Origin of the sequence: Pantoea sp. B623, from assembly GCF_024814475.1 — a bacterium.
GTDB lineage: Bacteria > Pseudomonadota > Gammaproteobacteria > Enterobacterales > Enterobacteriaceae > Pantoea > Pantoea ananatis.
Genome location: NZ_JANUXM010000002.1, coordinates 87527 through 113291, shown reverse-complemented (window position 1 = coordinate 113291; position 25765 = coordinate 87527). Strand labels below are relative to the sequence as shown.

Below are 25765 nucleotides of genomic sequence, written 5' to 3'. Positions count from 1 at the left end.
ATGCTGTTTGGAATGGCGACATCGGGCAGTGCAAGCGTCTCAACTGTCAGCGTTGCCGCATTAAGCCGGTGAAACTTACCGATAACGTTCACGGGAAAACCGTCATCCATTGTTCCAAAGACAAAATTACCGCTACGGTCACATCTGCCATCCCCAATGCGGGTACCCGTGCCTCCCGGTGAGGCGGCCAGCGTGGTAAGAAAACCGGTGTTGAGATCATACAAAGCCAGCCTGGATGCAAGCCCCATCAGCAGAATATGACTTCGGTCAGTCAGAGCAAAGGAACCAAGGCGTTCAGGCAGCGACCAGCGCATGACAGCGTCGTTACCTTCTTCTAATGCGAGCAGTTCACAGGCTTCAATGTCAGTCCAGTAAAGCCTGCGGGTCCTTTCACACCACAGGGGACACTCCCCCAGCGTATTCCTTATATCAGCTGCGATTGAAAACATGTGAATCCTCTCGATAAATAAAGGTCGTACTTTGCGCCAGACCAGACTTATCCCCGCCTGCGTGGTAGCAAACGGGGGAAAGCCGTTACTGCAGAAAACGTGCGGAAAGTCGATCGCCGAAAAGCATGACGGCGAGACCGGCCAGCATTACAAGCATTCCAGCCAACTTAATTAAAGAAACCGGACGCTTGATCGCGCCCAGCAGACCAAAATGGTCGATCATCTGAGATGAGAGCAACTGCCCGACAATTGCCAGTCCGAGCAGAGCTGAAAAACCGATTTTCGGTGCAAGTACCACGTAGCTGAACAGCGCGCAGGCACCGATCAGTCCGCCCGCCAGACTCCAGACAGGCTGAGAAGGAATGGCTGAAAGGGAGGTGAATAACCCTCCACGCAGCAGCGAGTAAATCCCGAGGCTGAACGCCCCGGCCGTAAAGGAAAACAACGCGGCGGTGACAGAGTCGCCTCCGAGTCCTTTTGCAAGCTGACTGTTCAGGGTCGTCTGCAGGGTAATCCCCAGACCTGCTGCAAAAGCTATCACGTAATAAATCGCGCTCATGCTGTTCGTCTCTGTCAGTTAGCCTGAACCAGCGGCAGGAATTTTTCCGCAAAGATGTCTGGCTCATACCCTGCCGCCGCAAAAAGGTGCTCGCGTGATTCATCAATGGCTGCGCGGAGGCGCTCACTGTCCACACCCAGCACTTTGCCGTTCTGCTTGACGATGCGCCCGCCGATCATCACGGTGTCGATGTTACTGCGCTCGGTTGCATGTACCACGGTACCAAACGCATTTCCGTTGGGATAGAGGTTGATATCAGCCGCGTTAATCAGCACCAGATCAGCCTGCTTGCCTGGCGTCAGGCTGCCCACTTTGTCCTGCATTCCTGCACAGTAAGCACCATCGACGGTGGCCGATTTAAGCAGCTGCGCAGCCGGAAGCGTCGTCAGCGAATGCGCTGAATCACAACAGTGCTGCTTGTGCATACCCATCACACGCTGCAGATAGAACGCCACGCGCATTTCCATAAACATGTCGGTGCTGTAAGACGTTTCATTGTCAACACTCAGGCCAGGATGGATACCATGACGTTGCGCGGCTTCAATAGCGAACATCCCGCTTTCGATGCCGTAATGCGAATCTGAGCGCGGGCATACGTTCACCCGGACACCGGCTTCTCGCAGGATTTCCCAGCCTTCATCAGGCAGTGCCGTGCAGTGGTTGAATATATTATCCGGGCCAAGCAGACCCTGCCGATGCAGCGATTCAAGCTCGGAGGCCATCTCAGCACCAAAGAATTCGGTCACGATCGGCAACCCCAGCCTGCGCGCTTCGGCCCATAATTCTGGCTCCAGCTGAGCCATGACGCCCAGCGTCACAAGACTCTCAGGATTGTCCGTGAAATATTTTTCCTGCAGGCGCTGCCAGTTGCCAGGCCAGTGCGCCTTATCCCATTCACCGGCCACCGGTGCGCCGGAAGCATGGATCGCGCGAATACCGGCATCAAGCAGGGCCTCAACGGCGGCATCGGAATGTGCTGCGGTCCGGCTGTTGTGCGAGTTATCAATCATTGTGGTGATGCCCGCGTCAATCGCGCCCAGCGCCGTCAGCAGGTTACCCACATAGATATCTTCCGGACGGTAATATTTAGCGAACGAAAAGTGCGTGGCGTTGCTGTAGTCGTCCAGACAGGTGGCGTTGGGGTTGATACGTCGCAGCTGACCTTCCCAGGCGTGACGGTGAGAGTCGACCATCCCCGGCATGGCGATCATATTTGTGGCATCAATGACGTGAGTACCCGGCGCATCAAGGTTCTGTCCCACGGCGGTAATCGTTGATCCAGTGACAAGAATATCGCCACGCTCAAGGTTTCCTACATTGTCGTCCATACTCAGTATGGTGGCCCCGCGAATCAGCGTTACCGGCGGGTTTTCGTGCTGATTATTAACAATATCTCTGTTGTAATCTGTCATTGTCATCGTCTCTTTATGTGTGAACAGGAAAACGATACGCCCTCCGATTAAGGTGAAAAAGATGACTAACGCGTTTTCATAATTCATAATTAACGAATAATGATACTTATCACCCTCATAGGATATCCAGGAGAGCAGCCAGATGGATCGCATTCAGGCTATGCAGATTTTTTTAAGGGTGGCTGAGGCCGGAAGCTTTGTGCGGGCAGCGGAAACACTCTCCCTGCCTGCCTCGACGGTTACCAGCACCATCAAAAATCTGGAGAAATATCTGCAGGTGCGTCTGCTAAACCGGACCACGAGACGGGTCAGTCTGACTCCCGAAGGTCTGCAGTATCTGGCGCAGTGCCGGGAAATTCTGGCCTTAATTGAACATACTGAAGCCAGTCTGGCTGATTCGAACAGGCGCCCCCGGGGCCGTTTACGCGTTGATATGCCTGGCGGTATAGCTCATTTCATCGTTATGCCCAATCTGAAAACGTTCTACAGCCGGTATCCTGATATTTACCTGATGATTGGTGTCAGCGATCGTCAGGTCGATCTGGTTCAGGAGGGGGTGGATTGTGTAATCAGAACCGGAGAGTTGCTTAGCTCAACGCTGGTTGCCCGCCCGCTCGGGCAGTTTCGCTGGATCACCTGTGCCTCTCCCGGCTATCTCAGGGCGTATGGTATTCCGCAGTCACCTGAAGAGTTATCTCATCACCGGGCCATTCACTATTTTTCCGGCCAAAGCCGGCGCACGGACGAACTATGTTTTGTGCAGGGAACGGAAACGCTGTCTGTCTCCGTTAGCGGGCAGGCCGCCGTCAACGAGACGGGACTCTATATAAAAATGTGCCTTGAAGGGTTCGGACTGGCGCAGCTTGCTGAGAACGTGGTCGCAGAACACCTGCAGAAAGGAACGCTGGTTGAAGTCCTGGCCGAATGGCAGCCGTCGTCTGTTCCTGTCACATTGCTTTACCCCCATCAGCGTTTTCTGTCACCCGCCGTTCGCGCATTTGCAGACTGGATAGATGAAATCGTTAACTGATACCTCTAGGCCGGTGTAGACGAAAGTCTGTGTCTGGCGGATGCGCGCATCCCGGAGCAGCGACTTATCGGGGAAAGGGTTGTACCCGGACATTCAACTCTCTGGGTAAGTGGTGCCGCCGTCTGAAGGTGCCAGCCGCATCCGGGCACGCACTCAGCTGAAGTGCCGGAGTAAAATATCTTCCAGAATGCGAAAAACGGTCCTGATGCGCTGCGGTACAAGGGTCTGATAGGGCCGGTAAAGATAAAGCTGCCAGGTTTCCAGTTTCAGTTCCGGCAGGACATTCACCAGCCTGCCGTCTTCGAGGTATTCCCTGCAGGCCAGATTACTTGACTGGATCACGGCTTTCCCGGCTAAAGCAGCCTGAATCTCAGACTGGGAGTCGGTGGTAAAAAACTCAAGATGGCGCGGTACAAACGTATCGACGCCATCGAGCATATATTCGAATACTTTGCCGGTTTCAGGATTCAGCAACCCACTGAAAGGATAGCGCTGGCGCAGATCTTCGAAGTTTTCCGGCGCCCCCAGCTTCTCAATGAGTTCAGGCGATGTCATCAGCGCGTGATGAACGAGCGTGATGGGCCTGATAATAAAGTTCGGATTTGGCTCGCGTTCGATGCGGATCCCCATATCAATGCGGTTCTGTATCGAATTCAGCTTCATCATGTCCAGCCGCCAGTCTATAAACAGCTCAGGATAGGGTCGAAGCGCAGTCAAAAGCTCAAACAGCACCTGTTCGTGTCCGGGAAAACGGAACAGTGTGATCCTCACAATCCCCTTCATCTCATTGTCATCTCTGGCCGTCTGAAACAGCGCTTGTGAGTCTTCAAGAAGGCGCACAGCCTTTGGCAGGAAAAGTTCGCCAAAGCTGGTCAGCACAATCGATCGGGTATTCCGCTTGAACAGTGGTTCGCCGAGCTGATTTTCCAGCTCAGCAATGGTTCGCGTTACCACGGAGGGAGAAATGGCCAGCCTGACCGCAGCTTCGCGAAAATTCATCGTTTCCGCAGCGGCAACAAAAAATCGCAGAGCATCAAGTTTATTCATGATTATTGTGTTTTCAGCAATTCTGGCTTTCGAAATTAGCAATTTTTCGGCAATAAATCCAGCCGTATACTTAACCACTCAAAATCATCAGCGTCTTAAATAAGGGTGAAATAATCATGAAATTGAGAAGGTTAGGTAGCCAGGGGCTTCATGTCTCAGAGATGGGGCTGGGGTGCATGGGCATGGATCATGGCTATGGTCATTCAGTTGAAATCAAGGAAAGGATAAAGCTGATAGACAAGGCTGTTGAGCTGGGATGCAACCTTTTCGACACGGCCCCTATTTACGGATTTGAAAACGAAGAACTGCTGGGTACTGCTCTTAGTAAACACAGGGAGAGTGTCATCATTGCGACCAAGTTTGGCGTGACCGGAATGGAAAATATCGATGGTCAGCTGGTACCGGTTCTGGACAGTAGCCCGGCGTCTGTCCGAAAGCAGCTGGAAGGTTCTCTTGACCGTCTTAAAACCGATTATATTGACTTGTTTTACCAGCATCGCGTTGATCCTGCGGTTGAGCCGGAAGTGGTCGCAGGATTGATGAAAGAGTTAATCGCCGAAGGGAAAATAAAGTACTGGGGATTATCCAATGCGCCCGCGTCTTATATCCGGCGGGCCCATGCAGTGTGCCCGGTCACCGCCGTTGAAGATCAGTATTCGATGATGTGGCGTAAGCCTGAGCAGGATCTGTTTACAGTCTGCGACGAACTCGATATCGGCTTTATGGCTTACAGCCCGCTGGGTAATGGTTTCCTGAGTGGTCAGGTGAAAGCTGATACAACCTACGGGGAAGGCGATTACCGGGGCATGATGGGGCGCTTTAAACCCGAGGTAATGGAAAATAATCAGGCGCTTCTTAATCTCATCGCCGACATTGCCGGAAGAAACAACGCAACGTCGGCACAGGTTGTCCTCGCGTGGGAACTGGCTCAGAAGCCTTATATCGTGCCGATTCCGGGTACAACGAAATTACACCGGCTGGAAGAGAATTTTCATGCTGCAAATATTCAGCTCAGTGACGCTGAATTACATGACATCAATGACGCTTTATCCCGGCTTGAAATTGACGACACATTCTTTTAAAGACAAGAGATAAAAAAATGAAAACAACTGTATTTGTTATCCATCCCAACATTCATCTGTCCCGTGTTAACTCGGCGCTGGCAAAAAGTGCAGCATCACTGCCCGATGTCGAAGTGCGTTATCTGTATAACCTGTATCCGGATGGCAAAATTGACGTGGCTGCTGAACAGGCTGTTCTGGAAAATACCGACCGTATTGTGCTGCAGTTCCCGATGCAGTGGTACAGCACGCCGCCGCTTCTCAAACAGTGGCTTGATGACGTACTGACCTACGGCTGGTCACATGGTGGCGAAACACAGGCACTGCGTGACAAGCAACTTATGCTGGCCGTTTCGCTCGGTGGTGCTGAGTCTGCCTATCAGCCTGATGGCGCAGCCGGTCATACGGTAAGCGAATACCTGCTGTCCTTTGAAACCATCTCCGGATATCTGGGGATGCACTATATCAAGCCTTTCATTACAGGCGGAAGTGCGACGATCACCGACGAAGAAATTGAAGCACAGACTGAACGCTACAAAACGGTATTAGTCTGATTAGCATCATGCATTCTATCAATTATTAAAACGTTCAGATGTGCTGGTTGTCGCTGACAATTATCATTGGCGGCAACTAGCAGAATTATGGCTGCTGATGGCTGTTTTGACGGCCCTCAGCATACGCGAGAGCCCCCTACACTGTGCATTTCTGAAGCATTGCTGCTTATTTAAGTTATGCGGTAGCCACTTCAGAACGTTGAACCTGCTTTGCGAAATTCTCATAAAAGTATGTTCTCCGTATAAAGACATTACTATATGAATCTTTAACGTCCGCTTTTCGCTCATAGCGGACTACGCCCGGATACCCTCGTGAGCGCTTCAGTCGGTAAAGTGTCAACTAAACCTGAGTCAGGTATTCAACGCAGCACGCGCGCCTCCGTCACAAAAGCCGTTCCCGTCTTCAGGACGCCATAACACCAGTGAACCAGTTTTCGCATCAGTGCACCGATGACCACCATTTTAGGTTTGCCCCGCAAGCACATCTCCTCATAGATATTACGCATACGTTTGTTATGAATTTTCCCGCACAGAGCCGACATGTAAAGCTTTGCCCTCAGCTGAGGCGGGCCGATTTTAGACATGCGGGGCCGTCCCCGAACCGAAGTTCCCGAACGTTTCTCGACAGGCACCACGCCCAGAAAAGCCGCCGCCTGGTCTGCTGATTCAAAGTTATGGCTGCGGAGCACAACCAGCATATGCATACCCAGCTGAGGCCCCACAGATTTAATCGACGTCAGCAGCGCATAATCCCTTTTCAGGTCTGAGCTGGCCTGAATGTGCGCTTTAACCTGCCGTTCAATACTTCTCACTTCTTCACGGAGCAGCTGCGCCATCCTGATGCATGAATTGACGACGTCTTCAGGCGTGTCTGTGGACTGATATTTTTCGAGCCGGTTTTCCTCACGCACGGCGTCAGCGAGCAGGACATCCCGCCGGCGCAGAAGTGCGCTGAGAAATCTGATATCAGCTGCGGGCGGCTCCCACCGGTGCGGTTTTTTCAGCAGTGCGTAACAGGCAAGCATATACGCATCCACCTTGTCCGTTTTGGTCATTATCCCCATGCCACGGGCAAACTCCCGACTGCGGTGAGGGTTGGCCAGAGACACACAGAAACCGGCGTCGTACAGGGACGTGGCCAGCCGTTCGTGATACACGCCGGTGGCCTCCATCACCACATGAACATCCTCCGGACCGCAGTGCTGAAGCCTGAGCCAGCGAAGTATGTGCACAACCGCGCTGCGGCCGTTGCGGATATTTCGTGTTTTGACTCGACCTTTCATGCCGTCGTAAAGCATGCAGAGATCGAGAGTATCTTTACTGACATCAATACCGACTGGAAACATGGTTTCACTCCTCTCACATAGACCGTCATGCCTGTTCGCCTTGTACATACGGAGTCGTGCTCCCGGTAACCGTTCAACCTGATGTGCTGGCGTGAAAGGTGAAGCGGAGGGCCATGTGCTGCAAAAGAAGGTTCAGCGATCGTCTAATATCTGACCTTAAGGGCGAAGACCGGCTCACTCTACTTCAGTGGTGGTAGCTAATCACCACATATGGTTAGATACAAAACAGCTACCGTGTTAAGTTCCGCATCAATCGCTGAAAGTTCTGATGAACACCCCCCTAAGCGTCAGCAGCAAGCTGCCGACGCCAAGGCCCCGGAAATCACGCCCTTCACGTCGAAGACGCCGTGAAGCCCGCTCACCGGGGTTAAAAGGGGTTACCTGAGTTTCTTCACTACTGAAAGCCCGCAGGGCTGTTCAGGGAAAGGTAGGGTATGGCACGATTTATACGTCTGTAACCGGCTACGCCGGCCGTACGGCGCCGTTCAGCCTCTGCGCCATCTTTTACGTCATCTGGCGCCTTCATGCCGCTGAAGCGGCATTCTGAATACGGCTCTCACTGCAGGAGTTAATTCAAGTATAAACGTCCGCTTTATGCTGCGAGTTTAATTGATGCCGATACCAATATTGAGAGTTCAATGATCCGGTTAAACGGGATATTTACAAAGTATCACTACGTTTTTCAGCGTCGAAAGATAGGATTTGGCGTTAGAACGTCTGACCAGCCCCCAGTATTAGATACAACCTTCAGTTAGTAATGTCGGTGGGTTTTTCTTCATGTTTCCCGTTTCGCCAGCCTGCTGCAAATTCAGATGGCGTCTGATAATTCAGCGATGAATGAGGTCTGGACTCGTTATAGTCCTGCCGCCAGTCATTAATGATTTTCCGGGCATGAAGAACATCGCTGAACCAGTGCTCATTCAGGCATTCATCCCGAAAGCGACCGTTAAAACTCTCAATAAATCCGTTTTGAGTTGGCTTGCCTGGCTGGATTAAGCGCAGCTCAACACTATGTTCAAAGGCCCATTGATCCAGCGCGCGGCAGGTAAATTCCGGACCATGATCGGTTCTTATTGTCGCAGGATATCCACGAAACAGCGCAATGCTGTCCAGAATCCGCGTGACCTGAACACCTGAAATCCCGAAAGCGGCTGTGATCGTCAGACACTCTTTCGTGAAATCATCCACACAGGTCAGGCACTTAATCCGGCGGCCGCTGGCAAGTGCATCCATGACAAAATCCATTGACCATGTCATGTTCGGCGCATCCGGGCGGAGAAGCGGAAGCCGTTCAGTCGCCAGACCCTTACGGCGGCACCTGCGTTTTACACACAGACCGTTAAGGTGATAGATGCGGTAAACCCGCTTATGGTTGACGTGAAGGCCCTCCCGGCGCAATAACTGCCAGATCCGCCGGTAACCAAATCGCCGGCGTTCAAGTGCCAGCTCTGTGATCCGTAGAGACAGTTGCGCGTCAGCAGCAGGACGCTGGGCCGAATAACGGCAGGTTGAAAGTGACAGACCAGCCAGACTGCAGGCACGGCGTTGCGACAGACCCATTGCCTCACACATGACCTCCACGGCTTCCCGCTTCTGGTCTGTCGTCAGTACTTTCGCCCCAGAGCCACCTGAAGTGCCTCCTTATCCAGCATGGCTTCGGCAAGGAGCTTCTTGAGGCGGGCGTTCTCCTCTTCAAGCGACTTGAGCCGCTTCACTTCGGGAACTTCCATGCCGCCGAACTTCTTGCGCCAGGAGTAAAAGGTGGCATCTGAAATGGCATGCTTGCGACAGAGTTCCCGGGCCGAAACCCCGTCTTCTGCCTCGCGGAGAATACTGATGATCTGTTCGTCGGAAAATCGCTTCTTCATGGGGATGTCCTCATGTGGCTTATGAAGACATTACTAACATCACGGTGTATTAATCAACGGGGAGCAGGTCACGTCCAGTGCCGCGCACCAACATGGTCACGGTCATCACGTGATGGCGAGGCTGCAGGACTCCAGGAATGGGCGCCGAGAATGACGGCAACGATATTAAGGAAAGAGCCCATGTTCTACCTACTACTGGAGTAATCGAAGTAACAGCAGGAAAGCCAGAGGAGGTACTGACAAATTTTCACTTTTGGTCAGTGCCTTTAGGGAATTCTCGTTGAACAGAATGAACGCCGGCGACATTATCAGCTCAGGATAATCAACGGCATCAGTGCAATCTAGGGCTCCGTACTGCCAGAAACCGAACGGCAAGCTGCTAAAAAAATCGGGTTAAATGATACCGTTGGAGTGTACTGCAGAAATCTACTTTTCAAACGGAAATTTTAATCCGTATAAATTCTAAAGAAATTTCAATGAATCTAACATAAATAGATAGATCATTAGCATACTTTATGATTAGTATGATAAAAATTGTTAACATTGAAAAATTCAGAGTAATGAATATGGAAGATACTAGCCAGCAGCTTTACCTAAAAGCTATGCAAAAAATGAAGGAAGACGATTTTTCGAAATATCTTATTAAACCGCTGTTTGAATCTATGGGTTTTTACCGTGTTGACTTTTATGGCGGGCCTTATGAATCAGGTAAAGACTTGATAGCATTTGTTGAAGTGCCGGTGAATAAAACATTGAGTTACGCCATCCAATCTAAAAAAATTGGTGAAGAATCTAACACATCAGAGAAAGTAATTCTTGGAGATCTTATTTTCCAACTAAGACAATGCTTCACAAATCCTATTAAGTTGCATAATGGAGAGGAAGTAATCCCTGATCAAGTATATTTAGCAAGCCCATATCAAATAAGCATTCGTTTAATTGATGAAATTCATGGGATGCTAAAAATAGATGGAAAAAAAATTGAAGTATTGGATGGTCCGTTAGTTATTAAGTTGTTGAAAAAACATAAACCAACGTTGCTTGAGAAACTACTTACTGTAGACGATATATTCAGCACACAAGATGCTAGTCAGTTATGCAATATAGAACTGATGTATGCTCTGAATCAAAAAAATTCAATACACGAACTTGATTGCTATAGTGATCTAGCATTTTTTATGGGAACAATAGATAGTAACGTATTATTAAATAGTAGATTTAGTATAAAATTAGATAAATTTCATGTCACTAAAAGTAAATGGGAATGGTTTGAAAGAACAGTATATACTCCCTTAAAGTCTTTAACTAAGATCGAACCTTTAATTGAAGATGCCAATTCAATATTAAGTAAGTACAATAATGAATTGAGTGTTTTTTCATCAAAAGAGAATATGGGCATTAAGGTTAGTATAGATCAAGCAAATCAACTGTTAGCTGGCAATATCTTTTTTATAAAAGAGGTGATTTCAGAACTAGAATCAAGTATTTATAATATAACTAAACATAACATAGAGAACGCTAACCTTAATACAATGATTGATAGTGTGTCTTACTTGAAAAGATGTTTAGAAACAAACTTTCAACAAAATGTCATCGATGAGTTTACTAATTATGTAAATGCAACTAAGCTTCAGAAGCTTGCAAAAGATAATGCGAGAAGTCTTTTGCCAAAAATATTTGAGTGTTTTAAGAAGGCTAAAACCTCACAGTTGCAAAGTGTAGAAATTCATAATTTGGAAAATGAATATAAAGAAGAACCGAAAATTGAGTATGCATTCAATAGTGTGCTGATCAATTCATGGCTAAGTGAGAGATGCAATAAATATAAACTTGATATACAAGCTATAAATTCGGGTGATAATAATGTCGATATATTTCGATTTCTTGATGACACGCAAACCACATTAAATGTTCTTGATATACTTGTAAATAAATTGGAGGATAGTGAGAAAGTATTATCTAAAGAGATACTTATGGATAGTGTGGGCACTATAGATGGTCTTTCGACATCCCCATTCAGACTTTTCAATTGTCAGCATGACATAGCTGTTTATGGTAGCGCTGGAGCTGGAAAAACAACAACACTTCAAATGTATGCCAGAAAACTTGAACAGGAAGGGAATAGAGGGGTTATATACTTACCCTTAAATCGTTTTTTAACTAAAGTTGATATGAATATTGAATCAAAATCAAAAAACTATGATATTCTAATGAATATGATTTTGATCTCAAAATCACTTGAGCCTATTCGAGAAAATATAGAAAAACTTGAAATTCATTTGCGCAGTAAAAAAAGGATGAAAATTATTTTTGATGGTTTGGATGAGGCTTATGTAAAATTCCCTGGTATAATTGAGGCAATTAATTTTTTTAAAAGTAAATTTGATGACATTCAGTTACTAATATCGAGTAGGGATTGTGTTAGCTATTTGTCTGAAATAAACTTTTTAGGTATTACACTCATGCCTTTTAGTGAAGTTCAGTTATACAGGTTCATTCAAGCATGGTTTAAAGATAAAAATCAAGAGTTAAGTGATGTTATAATTGAAACCATTAAGGCAAGAAAAATATCTGACATAGTCAGAACACCATTATTAGCCACGTTACTTTGTGATTTAGCTGAAAAAGGAATAGATATCCCTTCGAGTGAAAGTGAAATCTTCACAAAAAGATTAGAATTATTGTGCGGCTCTTATGATACTTTTAAAGATATTAAACGTACAAAATTATCTCAAAGTATTTTAATCAAAGCGTCCCATAAAATTGCTTTCGCAATGCATTCAAGGACTTTAAGAGCAGCAACCAAGCAGGAGCTCGTTTCTTTCTTAGTACGAGACCCTAGTTTTAATTTTGAGGAATCAACTTGCTCTTTAGCAGTTACTGAGTTAATCGACCCTTGTAACATACTTATTTTCGATCCAATATCTGAAACATTTTCTTTTGGTCACCTGAGGTATCAGGAACACCTAGCTTCATTAGAATTAATACAGAATCGGTCAATAGAAATTATTCATTATTTAAAAAATGATTGGTGGCGTGGTGCCCTATGCCTTTATGCCCAATGCTGTGAATTCTCTATTTTATTGGAGGAGTTTACATTGAAATATACAAATATAAAACCTGCATTAATTACATTGCGTGAAATGATTAAATTCAGGCCAGTGAAAGAACGCACTCACTTGAATGAACTAGTTAATAATTATGAACGTTCAGATGATAACTACTTCAACGCCTTTCCTGAATGGGATGATAGCTACTAATTTAGTAACTACAAACTCAGTGACTAGCTCTCAGTTTAATGTCACACGGCATTGCTACTAACACCTATGGCGATTCATTCTTTGTTCATAGTAGCCCAAGCCTTGAGCCATCATGAGCATTTTGGACTGTACTCACGACCCTAGACAAATTCGATCCTTACGATGAGGCCTGTTCAAAGGCCTCCCGGCTTACGCCGTGTAATAAAGCGGAGGGCCGCAGGATCGGTATTTAATCCGTTTTCAAGGAAGGGACCGGCTCACTTAACTTCGGTGGTGGTAGCTAATCACCACATATGGTTAGATACAAGGAAGGGTTGGGGACTGGCAGAACCTGTCGGATTTTTAAATAATCACTGGACGTATAAATGGCACGCTACAGGATAGGGAACAGGTATCTTTCTCAGGTCGAATACGATACTGAAATGGAATGGAAATGGGTGTGTGGTTTTTTCCTTGCAGGTGCAGTCATCACAGGATGGCTCGTACATACCTACCTGGTTAATCCGCACTGGCATCAGGCGATACGTTTTTTTGTTACCACCATACCGGCAGTTTTCGCTGGCTGGTTACTCGTAAAAATCCGGTATTACATTATGATGCTGATGGCTCTGGCCGTGGTGCTTTTAATCGCTGCCCTTGTGATCGGAATTATAGCTTCTCTGGTTTAGCGGCCTTTTCAGTTACAGGCTTAAATATTTAACATACATACACGCGATGAGAGTTGACATGTTCATTCATCATTATACCAGAGCAGCTACACTGCCGCTTATTCTCGCTAGCGGCAAAATACGTTTTACTCGTGCAGACCTGCTTGATGACGCCAGCGAAATGCCATTCGAGACTGCGCATCTTACTCCACAGCACTACTTTATAAGTTCATGGACGCATGCGGACAAAGAACAGTCCGGCCAGTGGTATCGTTACGGAGATCTGGACCGTGGCATCCGGATCAGTCTCCCATCATCTCCTTTTTCATTTAATCTTCTCGACGGCACTTTTCCCGAGGGTAGATCCCATGGCATCCGATTAACGAACATTGAAGCACCGTTTTCGCTGGCTACCATGCTGGGTAATGGCTACGTTTTAATGCCTTATTCTGCAGAAATGCGTTCAGACTTCGCCGGGGATGTTGAATATGTCAAAGATCCTTCAGCCTGCGCGGAGGCTCTCTACAGAACATCGGGTAAAGAAACCCTGCTCAAGAAGCCAGGCCGTCTCGGGCGGATAAAGTCAGAGTTCTGGTGCGATCAGCATGAGTTCAGATTCGTACTCATGGCTTGTAAAGGCCCCAAGCTCAGTGGGGAAGTCAGCCCTGAGGAATACGGGAATGCATTCAGTGATTTATACGAAGCCTGCGACGCTCAATGCCAGTCCAACCCTGTGTCAGAGGTGGAGTTTATTGATTTGCCCCTGCGCGAAAATATCTTTAGCGAACTCGTAATCACACTGGGGCCGTGCATCTCAGATGACGAGCGCGAAAAGGTTGTCAAAGCAATGGGCCTGTATGCTCCCGCAGGCAGAATAGAGGAAAGTGCAATGAACATTCGCAATAAGGGACCTGCTGCCTTTAAGAGTTGATGCGGTAGTCACTGACTGTGTCATGTGAGAAACTTTCCGCTTCTGAAAATGTGGTGGGACCCTCTTAATGTCAGAAAAATCTTCGCTCAGTCTGTTTGCGGAAGGCGTTGTCAGCCTGCCTGACGGATATCAGGACCGCACCGTCAATGTATTCACGGGGCCGTCAGCCGGCACGCCCGCCTTTAATATTTCGCGCGACACCATGGACACCGGTGAAACCCTTCCTGCTTACGTCGACCGTCAGCTCGCATTGATGCAAAAACACCTTTCAGGGTGGAATCAGAGCGGTCGCCGCACCGTGATGCTCGGAGAGGACCTTTTGCAGGGTGAACAGGTGAACGCCAGTTACAGGCGGGAGGGTAAGTCTGTCTGGCAGCAGCAGGCCGTCTTCAATACCCGGGATTCCTACATCCTGGTCTTCACGATGTCCTCGTTGGAGGAGCTGAAGGACGGCGACAACCACCTCTTCAGCGAACTGCTCAGGAGTTTCCGTTTTCATAATTAACGATAAGGAATATTGTTATGTTTGAGGCTGCCCGCGTCGGTGATGACATTGGCCACTCAGGTGCTCTGGCCGGCATGATTGCCGGAACCATTGTCGGGGGGCTGATTGCTGCTGCAGGAGGGATTGCAGCCGGTGCGCTTTTTATTGCAGGTCTGGGCGCCGCAACCCTTGGCGTGGGGGTCCTGCTGATTGGCGCCAGCCTCGCAGTCGGGTACCTTACCGGGGAACTTGCCACCGCCGCCCGCGATAAGTTTGCTGAAGACGGTGCGGCCAGCATGACAAAGAAAGGCACCATCACGACCGGCTCGGCCAACGTCTTTATTAATGGCAGACCTGCCGCCTTGGCTACAGACAGCATGGTGATGTGTTCTGACGACGGCTCACAGCAAATGGCTGAGGGCTCATCCCGTGTCTATATCAACGGCCTGCCTGCAGCGCGAACCGGCGCCCACACCACCTGTGATGCCAGTGTCATGACGGGCTCGGATAACGTGATTATCGGTGGAGAAGCGGAACAGACACTCCCGATCCAGCCTGAAGTGCCGGAATGGCTGTATAAAGCCTCTGACCTCACCCTGTTTTTCGCCGGGTTCGTGGGTGGCGCAGGCGGCATTGCCGGCAAAGCCGGGGCCCTCGCAAAACTTTTCAGCAAGCTCCCGCGTCTTCTGAAGTTTGAGAAGGCGCTTTGCCGGGCAGAACAGGCACTTGTTGTTACCGAAGCGGCCGGAATTATCGCCCGGCCGGTAGACATCATCAGTGGGCAGAAATTCCTGAATGGTGAGGACGAGCTCGACTTTACACTGCCGTCCCGTTTACCCGTTCGCTGGCAGCGCTACTGGCGCAGCGGTAATCCCTCAGACAGTGTACTGGGTCGCGGCTGGAGTCTGTTCTGGGAGTCCAGTCTTCAGCGTTATGAAGACGGGCTGGTCTGGCGCGCGCCCACCGGAGACTGTGTTTCCTTTCCCCTGATACCGAAAGGCTTCCGGACGTTCTGCGGGGAAGAAAAACGCTGGCTGGAACACCACGACGATGACACCTGGTCAGTGTACGGCCTCAGCGGTGAACGCTGGTGCTACGCCGCGCTGAACGAAAACGAACCGTCGCTGTTAGAGCGGATAAGTGAACCCTGTGGCAACGATATTCTTTTTGAATGGAACGATAACCATACGCTTCATTCCCTGACCGACTGCGCGGGGCAGCGTATTGTTTGCCGCTATGACGGCAGCCGTCTGGCCGGCGCCTGGCTGGATGATGAGATCTGCCTGGTCAGTTACGCTTACGACGAAGAAAGTCAGTTAAGCGCGGTAACAGGGCGGGGCGGCAACGTGCGCCGCCGCTTCCGCTGGCAGGACGGTCTCATGATTGCCCATGAAGACCGCAACGGCCTTCTCAGCGAGTATCGCTGGCGGGAAATTGACGGCCTGCCGAGGGTGGTGGCGTTTCGCCACAGCGGTGGCGAGCAGCTGACACTGGAGTACGATTTTGAAAACGGCAGGCGCCGCGCGGTCCGGGACGACGGCGCAGAAGCCTGCTGGCTGATTGATGACGATGATAACGTTGCATCCTTTACGGACTATGACGGGCGCCAGACGGCTTTCGTTTACCGTGATGGCGAGCTCTGTGACGTCATTCTGCCCGGAGGCGCTATCCGCCGCAGTAAATGGGACAGGTATGGCCGGCTTGAAGAGCAGACCGATCCGGCCGGCCGGCGGACCGGATACCACTGGTATCGCCTGACAGACAGAATAGCCCGGATTGTTTATCCGGATCAGACGTCGTCTCAGGGCATTTATGACCTGAAAAACCGGCTGTTATCCGAAACGGATGTCGCCGGAAGCACCACGACGTATGCGTATCCGGACGATGAGGAAACGCTGCCCTCGGCCATTACCGATGCAGCCGGCGGCGTGGTCCGTCTGAAATGGAACCGCCAGGGGCTTCTGACAGAGCGGACGGACTGCTCCGGAAGCATCACCCGCTTCAGCTATGACCGTTTCGGGCAGCTCATCAGCAGTGAAGATGCAGAAGGCCACATCACGCGCCGTGAATGGAATGCGTGCGGGCAGCTGACTGCGGTCATCCACCCCGACGGCACTCAGGAGTCGCTGCGCTGGAACGAACGCGGGCAGCTGTCAGCCTGGCGGGACCCGCTTGAAAGCGAGACGCGCTGGCAGTACAACGCGCTGGGTCTTCCGGTCAGCCTGACTGACAGGATCGGCCGTACCCGCCGCTGGCAATGGAGTCCCCGCGGTGACCTGCTGAGACTGGATAACGGCAACGGTGGGGAATACCGGTTCACCTACGACGCCGTGGGGCGCCCGCTTACTGAAACACGGCCTGACGAAACCGTCTTCCGGATGGAGTGGGATGCGCGGGGGTTTCTTGCCGCGGTCGAGGAAAACGGAAGACCGGCTGCAGACGGAGGCATCGCGCGGCGACTGCAGAGTTACAGCTATGACGCCGGCGGCCTGCTGACCGGGCGCGCTCACCGTCATGCGGAGTACCGTTATTTACGTGACGTGAATGGCCAGCTCAGCCGCGTAATGCGCATTCCTACCGAAGAAGGTACCGCGTTGGGCATTGAAAGGGATGAAATTGCGTTCACGCACAATGCTGCCGGGCGCGTACTGAGTGAATCAGGCGTTAACGGTACGATCGGCTTCGAATGGGATGACCTGAATAATCTGACGGCACTGACGCTTCCCGGCGGGCAGCGCCTCACCTGGCTGCATTACGGCTCTGGCCATGTGAGTGCCGTCCGTTTCGGCCAGCAACTGGTTTCGGAGTTTACACGCGACCGGCTGCACCGTGAAACGGCGCGGACGCAGGGAGTCCGTGAACAGATCCGGCAGTACGACAGCCTTGGCAGGCGGACGCTGCAGCGCAGCGAACTGATAACGGACATTACCCTGCCTGAGAAGGCTGTCCTGACGCGACAGTACCGTTATACCGCACGTGGCGACCTTGCCGGGGTCAGCGACACGCTGAGAGGGGAGGTTCACTACGGCCATGATGCCGAGGGCCGTCTGCAGAAGCACTACGAGTCGCGTCAGGGTCACAGCAGTACACACTTCATGTACGACGCCGCAGACAATCTCACGGAAGATGAAAGCGTCCTGCCGGTGACCAGCAACCGCCTGGAGCACTGGCAGAATCTGTTCATGAAATACGATTACTGGGGCAACCTGGTCAGCCGCCGCTCAGGTCTTTATGAGCAGCATTACGTTTATGATGCAGAAAACCGTCTGATATCTGCGCGGGGACTGGGGCCCGAAGACCGCTTTGAGGCGAACTATCACTATGATGCGCTGGGCAGGCGAACCCGCAAAACGGTTACGACCAGCCACGGAACAACGACTCTCCGTTTCCTGTGGCAGGGATACCGTCTGCTTCAGGAGATTGACGAAAGCGGCCAGTGCAGCACCTACATTTACGATCCGGTTGAAACCTGGAGTCCGCTGGCCCGTGTAGACCACCATCAGTACGAGGGTTATGGCCAGATATACTGGTTCAGCACCGACATTAACGGTGCTCCACTGGAGGTGACTGACGAACGCGGAGATTTGCGGTGGAGCGGACATTACGGCAGCTTAGGTGAGGTTAATTACCAGACGGAAGGGTTTTTGCGTCAGGTGAAAAGCGCAACGCTTCCACACCAGCCACTGCGCTACGCGGGTCAGTACTCTGACAAGGAAACAGGCCTGCACTACAACCTGTTCCGCTACTACGACCCGCAGACCGGCCGGTTTACTGTACAGGATCCGATAGGGCTGAAGGGAGGATGGAACCTTTATCAGTATGCCCCGAATCCGCAGGGCTGGATTGACCCCCTGGGTCTTACCGGAAAACCGCTGAACTCACCAGATATGTCTAAATGGCTGGATAAAGGTGGCACGATTTGGCAGGAAACAGACGGCAGAGCGTGGGTTTATCAGGACTGGGAAGGGAACGTCGTCCGTTACCCTGACGGTTACCCGGACTTTACCCCTTACGAAAGACAGAGCGTGGACGTTCCGGATTTGAAGGGCGATCACAGTAAGTCTCCGGGGGGTGACTTTGGCAAAGCGGATGCTCAGGCAAGCAAAGGCATGGCGAACTATGACGTGAATACCTGGCATCATCATGAAAATGGCGTCACAATGCAGGAAGTTCCAAAGAAAATACACCGCCGGTTCACACACAGGGGTGGTGTGTCTCATATCAAAGCTAACTGTTAACAGAGCTTAGGAGGCGCGGGTGTCTATTTTAACGGGTGCAGGGCTTGGTCAGTCAGATATCGATCTGCTTGCCAAAAACTTTGCGGTTACTTTCCCTGATGATTACAGGGATTTTCTGGCGAATTATAACGGACTGAGAGTCGAGTCACCCGACTACTGTGACTTACCTTTTGATAAGGTTGATAACGGTTACGTATCATTTGATGCTTTATTCGGTCACGATGTCAGCAACGAAAATTATGATATTTCCGTTATGAATGATGAGCTCCTTGATGAGCTTTCTTTCGTCGAGAATGCTGTCATTATCGGTATTGATCCGGGTGATAACGGTTATGTGCTGATTACGGAAGGTGAGCAATCCGGGGTTTATTACTGGGACCGGTCATGCCTGCACGTCGATGATGCAAAACAGGATTTTGACATCGCAGGTGATGAGGATTCCCAGCATCTGTACTTACTTTCCGGCACTTTCCAGCAGTTCTTTGACATATTGTCAGGGCTGACAATCAAGAAAGGAATGAGCGTTTCTCCGGGCTTATAACCGCTCTGTGCCAGCGCCCTTATTCCTATGCTAAATGGATAAGGGCAGTGTCAGAGATGGACTTCAGGGAGAAGTGAGGCAGGAAAGGATGGAAACGGACCAAAGTAAGTTCGTAACAGGATGTCTTATTCCAGCCTTTAAGTGAACTATCGTAGCTACCGCAATGTGAATATACAGGCCGCACAGCCATGAAAAACAAATCCGGCGATCCAAGAAAAAGACATGCGGCAAAGATTGCTGAATCGGCCAGGAAAGCCGAAGTCGCTAGAAATTTTCAGGCTAATAACAGACATGAGCATACCAAGAAAACCTTTTTAGGTTTTATTATTATGCGGGGTATGACGCAGCCATTGTCTTACAATACAGATACAAATAAATGGTCGAAAAATCCAACCATAGCAACCCTTTTTAAGACAGTCACCGCGGCCGAAGCTGTCATTGAAAACCTGACTAAGTACAGCAATACTGCTGAAGTTCGAACACTCAAAACAGATGGTCGTTTTTATTCCTGCTCATCAATATCGTGGACAGAACTAAGAGAGTATCGTGAGAACGAGCGGCCCCAGCAGTGATGCCGCGCGCAAAATGCGAAAACGCGCGGTAGTTCCGGCCGTCACGCTACACCAGACACCTAATTTAACATAATTTACGTTATGCGTACCTATATTGAGAGTCCAATTTGATAATGTCACTTTTTAGCCATTTAGAAATGTCACCTTTTGCGGCATAAGAAATGAATCTTATGCTGCGACAAGGACATTCGAATGTTGGTGACCATGATAGATAAAGATCTTTACCGCCTCAAGATCCTTCAGGACGTCATTGATGGCCGGCTTACAACCTCGCTTGCATCACAACGACTTGGCATAACAGACCGGCACTGGCGGCGTCTGTTTGCGCGTTATCGCTAGTCTGGCGCAGCCGGTCTTACCGACGTACGGCGTGGGTTGAATGGCGTGCTACTGCCCTACTCCACTTAAGACCGATTATCTGAAGTCGATCCTGTCACGATTGTTGATAACAAAAGCCTGGGCCATGTATTGGACGTTGCACGCCAGGTGCAGAATAAACGGGACAATAATTGATCACAATCGATACTTGCTGGCAATGAGCCTTACCGAAGACGGCATGCTCCCAGCATCAATAAATCCCAACGTTCACTGAATGAAGATGACCTACTTGAGGCTATGATAAAGCTCCAAGGGCGCTCTGAGGCCATCTTTGGTAAAAGCTGAACTTGATGCAAATCAGAAAAAACCAGACCCCACGGCACATCGGCGATATGTGCAATGTGATGCGGCCATTGGAGTCACGTCCTGAGAAAATTTTTGGGAAAGGAAAATAATTTCAATGATATTATATACAAAGAAAACATCCTTAAAGAAGCTGCTGGAGTTCGTGACGTTGGCGGATTGGTTTTCGATGATATGGTTTCGTGGTATGGAACCGGTTGGGGAATATATCTGATGTTCTTCGGGATTCTTATTGTGGGATATGAGCCGCTTTATTGGTGGCACAGAAGAAATTCATAATATTGGCAATCAATACATTTTATATAAGGAAAACGTAATGAAACTAAACCCTGAAAAATACAACAGAAATATCGCCTTGTTATGCCCTGTCTGCGGTAATACAGAAATGGAATACTCTGATGAGTCTGAAATTGTAAAATGCATAGGTTGCGGAAAGGAATTGACTAAAGACGAATTAACTCAAGAAAATGGTGCTGCAATCGAAGCGCATGTGGATGAAATAAAAAAAGAATTAACTAAAGATATACAAAGGCAGTTTAACGACATGCTTAAAAAGGCATTTAAAGGGAATAAAAGCATAAGGATCAAATGATGACAACAAGCGATATCATTGCATCATTAGCCCTTCTGGTAACAATTGCCTGCCAAGTGCGCTCCGAGCTAAAGTCAAAAAAAAGCGATTCTGAACAGAGGGTTATAAAGGATGAGCAAGATAGACTACGTAAGCTGCTTCTTCAGAAAGAAACAAATTCGGCAATAAATGAAATGAAGGCTGAGCTTGGTGCTCGTCTTGTTAAGATATCAAAAAATAACTACAGGCTTAAGATATTCAATAGAGGGAAAATTGAGGCCAGAAGCATAGAAATTCGATTTCCAGACAATGATGGTGATGAATATCTTGTCATGCGTGATGTAGCAGATAAATTCCCATATGAAGTGTTGCACCCACAACATGGAATCGAAATCATTGCCTGCATGAGTTTTGAAAGTAAAAGTAAATACAGATTAAAACTCATCTGGGATGACAATTATAAGAAAAGAAACGAAGAGGAGTTTTTCGTCTCAATATAAATTGGTTTGCACAATGACATTATGCTAAAGAGGCCGCTGAGGGAGATATTTTCGCAGCGGCCTTTTCAACATATGGATATTTCTAACGAGTCAGTGATTAGACAATTCTAGTAAGCTTTGACATAACTTGTAGTAGCTAAATTGAAATGTCCGCGCTAAAGTCTCACCACAGCGTTCGCTGATTTCAAAGGATGAGACTCATGATATCATGCGGTTCGAGGATCGTAGTCCGGCCTGCACACTGCCTGGCAAGCACAGAACTCGCTGTGCGAGTGCTAAATTCTGTGTTCCTCAGAAGTTAACATGCTTATAAACCAATGACTTAGCATAATAAATATACCGGATATCCGAGCATTAAGTATCACTTTAGAATATTATACCGGTAAAGCATCTTGCCAAAATCCTGCTTCATACTGATGACAAGCAGTATATGAATTGCGCTGCCGTCAAAATCATAAAGTACGCGGTACTCACCATCCACATCCAGTCTCTCCCGCAACAACAGCCCTCTGTCAGCAAGGTAAACGTTGTAGCGGTATCTTTCCGGGTCCTGAACAATTTTTGCTACGGATGCCATCAGCAGGTTATCGATGATGGTGGCCGCCTGTTGCGCCCCTACTGTCCCACTTTTATACGACTCAATGTCTTTAAGGCACTGCTCTGCCAGAGGCGAAATTAAGACCTGATACTTCTGAGACACTCAACACCTCGCATTCAGTTTCTGGCCGCACGTAATCTCCCCAGCACTTCTTCCGGAGTCATGCCCTTACCGTCAGTAATTTCTTTTTTCGCCTGCATGGCAAGCTTAAATAGCGCGTTGATGTTTCTTTCCTGCTCCAGCTCCTTTAATTCAGCATGTCTTTCAGATGCGGTCTGGATGAAAAGTTCAGCCACACCATTTTTGGTAACGTATACGCCACCTTCGAACGTACCTGCATTCCCGAGACTGTCTCGGGCAAGTTTCTGGGACATGATTTGTGACATAGAGGGACCTCGTAACATACTTTACAGGGACAAATTTGTGTCCCCTTAAATTTTAAAAAAGCCTCACTGAGTTGCTCGGCTGAAAGACACGGAGTGCCACGATTTGAAGTGGGCAACTGATAGTATAGTTCGTGTGGAACAATTGTGTACAGATTTATCCGCTAAATGAATGCGCTTTTCTCTGATTGGTGCCGTGCTGTCTGTTGAAGAAGGGCGCTTTTGGTTTCTTCTTTGTTGTAATAGTCGCTTTCGAAAGCTGTATTCAGGTTAACGTCGCGCCCGGCCACCACGATCTGACCTCGGACTCAGCGTTGCTGAGTATATGTGACCTAATACACCTTCAATCTCTATGACACGTTTAAGCGACTCAGATGGCATTTTTTGACTAAAAAAACTCACCACATTGCCGATGAATAAATGAACTTTCAAAAAAGGAGGTCTTATGTTTTTAAGAGCATTATTTTCAGCAATGTTAATAACAGGCGTCTGTTATTCTGCAGTTGCCAAAGCCAGTGATGATGGGTGGCTACTTGTGCAAAACTCAGATAGAAACGATTTTAAGATAATATGCAGTGAAGGAAAAAAAGTCATCTGGGGGGTTTTTCCAAGGAACGATACTTCAGATTATCAGGTTGCCCGAAATATTTATATCGGTCATACATCTGATGGCAGAACTATTTTGAGTTTCATGCGTGGTTTCATTAGCGCGGACAAACAAACAACCTATATTCCAGCCCCGAACGTTAGCTGTGAAATTACAGAAAAATAGTTTTTTGTATGGTAATGACACTCTGAAATGGTTAAGTGCTTACTTGGTAATTAATCTCATTTAATGTGATCTTTAGATTAATGATTCAGGTGCCATGTGCAGAGCAACAAGCATCTCCTTGATGGCCACTTAGTAACTTTTTCAGAATGTAGTACAGGTCCAGGTATTCATACTAGAGTGCCTGGACGCCCCCGCCCTGCCCGCCTTTTTCAGTTTCTCCTTTACCGGCAGAGGGTTAGCCTCGCTGACGGTGCGCGAAACGGCGCGGAGTGCCGGCTTTTTATTTCCGGCTGACCAGGTTATTCTCCGTATACGGGAGAAAAGCCGGAAAACCGATCCACAGAGGATCCGCCGCGGATCGATTTATTCTCATCGAAAACCCTTTACAGATGCGCGAAAATACGTTCCACACCCGCAGACAACGGAGAGTAAAAGTTTGGGTACTTTGCCCCGCGAAATGACGCAGATTTCACACAGCGACGCCAGTGGTCACAATGTGAACAGTTCAGGTGCCGCACGCTATTTTGACTATGAAAGTGCGGTCGCGCTGCGAAACCTGGCGGCCGCCTACGGCACCGACATGCCGCGCTACCTGCTCGCCCCCGAGGTGGCCGTGCTGCTGTCAAAGGTGACCGATCTCCGCAAACGCCTGTTTATTGATACGCTGTGGAACACCGGTGGCCGGCTCAATGAAATACTGCCGCTGACTAAAGGGGATTTTGTGCTTGACGATCCGCTGAGCGGTGCGCCACTCGTTTCACCGTTTGTGGTGCTCCGCACGCTCAAGCAGCGCAGGCTGGAGGAATCTGCCGGCAGCCGGTCCCGTCGCCGCGGGCGCCCGACAAAAGAAGAACAGCAGGCTGAGCAGGAGACGCAGGCGGAGATACGCGATAACCCGCCGCGGGCCGTGCCGCTCACCGATCCGGCCTTCGTCCGGCGGCTCAGGGAATGGTTTGCGACCGCGCAGCCCGCCGCCGGCGCACGGCTCTGGGATATCCGGAGCGAAGACACCGCCCGCAGCTGGATAAGTCAGGCGGTGGAGGCCGCAAAGCGTGACGGCGTCACGTTCACCATCCGGCCGGTCACGCCCAAGACGTTCCGGGATTCGTTTGCGATGCACCTTGTTCAGCATCAGGTACCGCAGAAGGTCATTCAGACCCTTATGGGACATAAGGATGCGAAGTCGACCGAATGGTATACGCGGGTCTTTGCGCTGGACGTGACGCGCCAGCTCGGCGTGCGGTTCACCATGGATGCCGATGAGGCCGGTCGGCTGTTAATGCGGTTATGATCCGTAGCGGGCGATTCCTGCTACCTGAATGACCGCAGAAGCTTTTCCGGCACAAACCGGATATTGCCCCGGGCGCGTGAGCAGGCAACATAGAGTTTATTGCGAGTTACCGGTTTCATGGTTTTCAAATGATTATCAGTCAGCAGCTTCCAGTGCGTGGAACCCATCACGATACAGATGTCATTGAAATGATCGAGTCCTTTGCTGACACCCCAGTTCAGTGAGTAGCAGCCGTAGCGATGATGCTCCCGGTAGAAAAGTTTGATAATGCCGTCATCGGCGCATAGCGCCGTCACCTGCTCATGATCATTCACGGTTTCAATCCGGCTGTGAAGGAATATGTGTGCTACGACAGGTATATGCAGATCTGATGAGATAAACTCACCTACTGTCTGTGAACAGCGCCACGTTTTGATGAGGGTTTTCCTGTCTGGCAACATACCCGCCTCTGTAAAACAGGTTTCCTGGCAGGTGATGTTATCGTCCAATGTGACGTTGGTATTCCCGTCCCGGCTGGTGTCGAATGTCTGCTGACAGTCATCCCCGGCCAGCAATACAGAAATACCGGCGCTGCATAATTCAGGTAAAAAATTAACATCGTGACCGGCGAAGCCCTGTACTTCATCGATCAACAGCACGTCAACATTCCGTTCAGGGCGTGCGCAGATGTCAGCCATCATTTTCCTGCGCATCAGCTGCAGGGACAGATGCCGGTGACAGACTCGTCCGGCAGTCTCCTGAAAATCTAGCCGGTGCGAACGCGGCCTGAGTAAAGGAGCGGCAAAGCTCAGACTTCGAATTTGCATCTGATGCTGCAACAGGGACCGGCAGCAGAAACCATGAAGAAACCCGAACCACGTCATCACACGTGTCCCGCCCGGGATGAAACCAAAACGCTGAATGACTCTGGCACGCAGGTGCAATGCGTTATTTCGTGTGTGCGTCAGGAGCAGGGCCCGACTGTCTTCAC

Annotated in this window: 23 protein-coding genes and 1 pseudogene; 15 read left to right on the top strand and 9 right to left on the bottom strand. The window is 49.4% G+C overall.

What is annotated here, in order from left to right:
• From NXS97_RS00610 to NXS97_RS00600, 3 genes are all read right to left on the bottom strand, one after another.
• Positions 1–449: SMP-30/gluconolactonase/LRE family protein (locus NXS97_RS00610; protein ID WP_259231570.1), on the bottom strand; the 449-nt coding region annotated here is incomplete at its 3' end.
• Positions 450–534: 85 nt separating this feature from the next.
• On the bottom strand, positions 535–1008 hold the full coding sequence (locus NXS97_RS00605; protein ID WP_028715695.1) for a DMT family transporter: 474 nt from the start codon (positions 1006–1008) through the stop codon (positions 535–537).
• A 14-nt stretch (positions 1009–1022) separates the two neighbouring features.
• A complete protein-coding gene (locus NXS97_RS00600; protein ID WP_105079301.1) occupies positions 1023–2420 on the bottom strand; it encodes an amidohydrolase family protein in 1398 nt (465 codons plus the stop codon).
• Between the two features lie 142 nt (positions 2421–2562).
• On the opposite strand from NXS97_RS00600, the gene NXS97_RS00595 reads away from it, so the two are divergent.
• Positions 2563–3450: a LysR family transcriptional regulator gene (locus NXS97_RS00595; protein WP_028715697.1), complete on the top strand. Its 888-nt coding sequence runs from the start codon at positions 2563–2565 to the stop codon at positions 3448–3450.
• A gap of 153 nt (positions 3451–3603) precedes the next feature.
• On the opposite strand, the gene NXS97_RS00590 is transcribed toward NXS97_RS00595, so the two are convergent.
• Entirely contained in the window at positions 3604–4497 is an 894-nt protein-coding gene (locus tag NXS97_RS00590; RefSeq protein ID WP_028715698.1) for a LysR family transcriptional regulator, read from the bottom strand.
• 116 nt (positions 4498–4613) lie between these two features.
• On the opposite strand from NXS97_RS00590, the gene NXS97_RS00585 reads away from it, so the two are divergent.
• Together NXS97_RS00585 and NXS97_RS00580 are read left to right on the top strand one after the other, a co-directional pair.
• Positions 4614–5579 (top strand): aldo/keto reductase, encoded by a 966-nt coding sequence (locus NXS97_RS00585; protein WP_028715699.1) that lies wholly within the window; start codon positions 4614–4616, stop codon positions 5577–5579.
• Positions 5580–5596: 17 nt separating this feature from the next.
• Positions 5597–6112, top strand: a complete 516-nt coding sequence (locus tag NXS97_RS00580; RefSeq protein ID WP_028715700.1) for an NAD(P)H-dependent oxidoreductase — start codon at positions 5597–5599, stop codon at positions 6110–6112.
• A 359-nt stretch (positions 6113–6471) separates the two neighbouring features.
• Here the strand turns inward: NXS97_RS00580 and NXS97_RS00575 are convergent, their stop codons facing one another.
• On the bottom strand, positions 6472–7458 hold the full coding sequence (locus NXS97_RS00575) for an IS110 family transposase (RefSeq protein ID WP_259231564.1): 987 nt from the start codon (positions 7456–7458) through the stop codon (positions 6472–6474).
• Positions 7459–8205: 747 nt separating this feature from the next.
• Positions 8206–9326 (bottom strand): IS3 family transposase gene (locus tag NXS97_RS00570; RefSeq protein WP_085980269.1). Its coding sequence is split into 2 segments (ribosomal slippage): positions 8206–9068 and positions 9068–9326, totalling 1122 coding nucleotides; the frame shifts between segments, so codons are not numbered across the junction.
• Positions 9327–9892: 566 nt separating this feature from the next.
• Here NXS97_RS00570 and NXS97_RS00565 point away from each other — a divergent pair.
• The 10 genes and pseudogenes from NXS97_RS00565 to NXS97_RS00520 all read left to right on the top strand — a co-directional run bounded on the left by NXS97_RS00565 (position 9893) and on the right by NXS97_RS00520 (position 21751).
• The gene (locus NXS97_RS00565; RefSeq protein WP_259231563.1) at positions 9893–12586 is read left to right on the top strand and encodes an NACHT domain-containing NTPase; all 2694 of its coding nucleotides are present in this window, start codon (positions 9893–9895) and stop codon (positions 12584–12586) included.
• A 365-nt stretch (positions 12587–12951) separates the two neighbouring features.
• A complete protein-coding gene (locus NXS97_RS00560) occupies positions 12952–13254 on the top strand; it encodes a hypothetical protein (protein WP_259231562.1) in 303 nt (100 codons plus the stop codon).
• 58 nt (positions 13255–13312) lie between these two features.
• On the top strand, positions 13313–14164 hold the full coding sequence (locus NXS97_RS00555) for a hypothetical protein (RefSeq protein WP_259231560.1): 852 nt from the start codon (positions 13313–13315) through the stop codon (positions 14162–14164).
• Positions 14165–14231: 67 nt separating this feature from the next.
• Positions 14232–14669, top strand: a complete 438-nt coding sequence (locus tag NXS97_RS00550; RefSeq protein ID WP_259231559.1) for a DUF1795 domain-containing protein — start codon at positions 14232–14234, stop codon at positions 14667–14669.
• A 17-nt stretch (positions 14670–14686) separates the two neighbouring features.
• Positions 14687–18886, top strand: a complete 4200-nt coding sequence (locus NXS97_RS00545) for an RHS repeat-associated core domain-containing protein (RefSeq protein WP_259231557.1) — start codon at positions 14687–14689, stop codon at positions 18884–18886.
• 19 nt (positions 18887–18905) lie between these two features.
• Complete coding sequence (locus NXS97_RS00540; RefSeq protein WP_259231555.1) at positions 18906–19427, top strand: SMI1/KNR4 family protein; 522 nt, start codon at positions 18906–18908, stop codon at positions 19425–19427.
• Between the two features lie 188 nt (positions 19428–19615).
• On the top strand, positions 19616–19999 hold the full coding sequence (locus tag NXS97_RS00535; RefSeq protein WP_259231554.1) for a hypothetical protein: 384 nt from the start codon (positions 19616–19618) through the stop codon (positions 19997–19999).
• 375 nt (positions 20000–20374) lie between these two features.
• Positions 20375–20662: pseudogene (locus NXS97_RS00530) on the top strand (ISNCY family transposase); the annotation flags it as partial.
• 259 nt (positions 20663–20921) lie between these two features.
• The gene (locus NXS97_RS00525; RefSeq protein WP_259231553.1) at positions 20922–21272 is read left to right on the top strand and encodes a hypothetical protein; all 351 of its coding nucleotides are present in this window, start codon (positions 20922–20924) and stop codon (positions 21270–21272) included.
• Positions 21269–21751: a hypothetical protein gene (locus tag NXS97_RS00520; protein WP_259231552.1), complete on the top strand. Its 483-nt coding sequence runs from the start codon at positions 21269–21271 to the stop codon at positions 21749–21751. Before NXS97_RS00525 ends, NXS97_RS00520 begins: the two co-directional genes overlap by 4 nt.
• Positions 21752–22112: 361 nt before the next feature.
• On the opposite strand, the gene NXS97_RS00515 is transcribed toward NXS97_RS00520, so the two are convergent.
• Positions 22113–22451 (bottom strand): type II toxin-antitoxin system RelE/ParE family toxin, encoded by a 339-nt coding sequence (locus NXS97_RS00515; protein WP_259231550.1) that lies wholly within the window; start codon positions 22449–22451, stop codon positions 22113–22115.
• Between the two features lie 14 nt (positions 22452–22465).
• Entirely contained in the window at positions 22466–22735 is a 270-nt protein-coding gene (locus tag NXS97_RS00510; RefSeq protein WP_259231549.1) for a hypothetical protein, read from the bottom strand.
• A 442-nt stretch (positions 22736–23177) separates the two neighbouring features.
• On the opposite strand from NXS97_RS00510, the gene NXS97_RS00505 reads away from it, so the two are divergent.
• Together NXS97_RS00505 and NXS97_RS00500 are read left to right on the top strand one after the other, a co-directional pair.
• Complete coding sequence (locus NXS97_RS00505; RefSeq protein WP_259231548.1) at positions 23178–23504, top strand: hypothetical protein; 327 nt, start codon at positions 23178–23180, stop codon at positions 23502–23504.
• A 436-nt stretch (positions 23505–23940) separates the two neighbouring features.
• Positions 23941–24795: a site-specific integrase gene (locus NXS97_RS00500; RefSeq protein WP_259231547.1), complete on the top strand. Its 855-nt coding sequence runs from the start codon at positions 23941–23943 to the stop codon at positions 24793–24795.
• A 20-nt stretch (positions 24796–24815) separates the two neighbouring features.
• Here the strand turns inward: NXS97_RS00500 and NXS97_RS00495 are convergent, their stop codons facing one another.
• Entirely contained in the window at positions 24816–25472 is a 657-nt protein-coding gene (locus NXS97_RS00495; RefSeq protein WP_259231546.1) for a DNA helicase UvrD, read from the bottom strand.
• Positions 25473–25765: the final 293 nt, after the last annotated feature.

Coding starts and splice junctions, on each gene's coding strand:
- NXS97_RS00605 (WP_028715695.1), bottom strand. CDS start 1,008: ATGAGCGCGATTTATTACGTGATAGCTTTTGCAGCAGGTCTGGGGATT.
- NXS97_RS00600 (WP_105079301.1), bottom strand. CDS start 2,420: ATGACAGATTACAACAGAGATATTGTTAATAATCAGCACGAAAACCCG.
- NXS97_RS00595 (WP_028715697.1), top strand. CDS start 2,563: ATGGATCGCATTCAGGCTATGCAGATTTTTTTAAGGGTGGCTGAGGCC.
- NXS97_RS00590 (WP_028715698.1), bottom strand. CDS start 4,497: ATGAATAAACTTGATGCTCTGCGATTTTTTGTTGCCGCTGCGGAAACG.
- NXS97_RS00585 (WP_028715699.1), top strand. CDS start 4,614: ATGAAATTGAGAAGGTTAGGTAGCCAGGGGCTTCATGTCTCAGAGATG.
- NXS97_RS00580 (WP_028715700.1), top strand. CDS start 5,597: ATGAAAACAACTGTATTTGTTATCCATCCCAACATTCATCTGTCCCGT.
- NXS97_RS00575 (WP_259231564.1), bottom strand. CDS start 7,458: ATGTTTCCAGTCGGTATTGATGTCAGTAAAGATACTCTCGATCTCTGC.
- NXS97_RS00565 (WP_259231563.1), top strand. CDS start 9,893: ATGGAAGATACTAGCCAGCAGCTTTACCTAAAAGCTATGCAAAAAATG.
- NXS97_RS00560 (WP_259231562.1), top strand. CDS start 12,952: ATGGCACGCTACAGGATAGGGAACAGGTATCTTTCTCAGGTCGAATAC.
- NXS97_RS00555 (WP_259231560.1), top strand. CDS start 13,313: ATGTTCATTCATCATTATACCAGAGCAGCTACACTGCCGCTTATTCTC.
- NXS97_RS00550 (WP_259231559.1), top strand. CDS start 14,232: ATGTCAGAAAAATCTTCGCTCAGTCTGTTTGCGGAAGGCGTTGTCAGC.
- NXS97_RS00545 (WP_259231557.1), top strand. CDS start 14,687: ATGTTTGAGGCTGCCCGCGTCGGTGATGACATTGGCCACTCAGGTGCT.
- NXS97_RS00535 (WP_259231554.1), top strand. CDS start 19,616: ATGAAAAACAAATCCGGCGATCCAAGAAAAAGACATGCGGCAAAGATT.
- NXS97_RS00525 (WP_259231553.1), top strand. CDS start 20,922: ATGAGCCGCTTTATTGGTGGCACAGAAGAAATTCATAATATTGGCAAT.
- NXS97_RS00520 (WP_259231552.1), top strand. CDS start 21,269: ATGATGACAACAAGCGATATCATTGCATCATTAGCCCTTCTGGTAACA.
- NXS97_RS00510 (WP_259231549.1), bottom strand. CDS start 22,735: ATGTCACAAATCATGTCCCAGAAACTTGCCCGAGACAGTCTCGGGAAT.
- NXS97_RS00505 (WP_259231548.1), top strand. CDS start 23,178: ATGTTTTTAAGAGCATTATTTTCAGCAATGTTAATAACAGGCGTCTGT.
- NXS97_RS00495 (WP_259231546.1), bottom strand. CDS start 25,472: ATGGCTGACATCTGCGCACGCCCTGAACGGAATGTTGACGTGCTGTTG.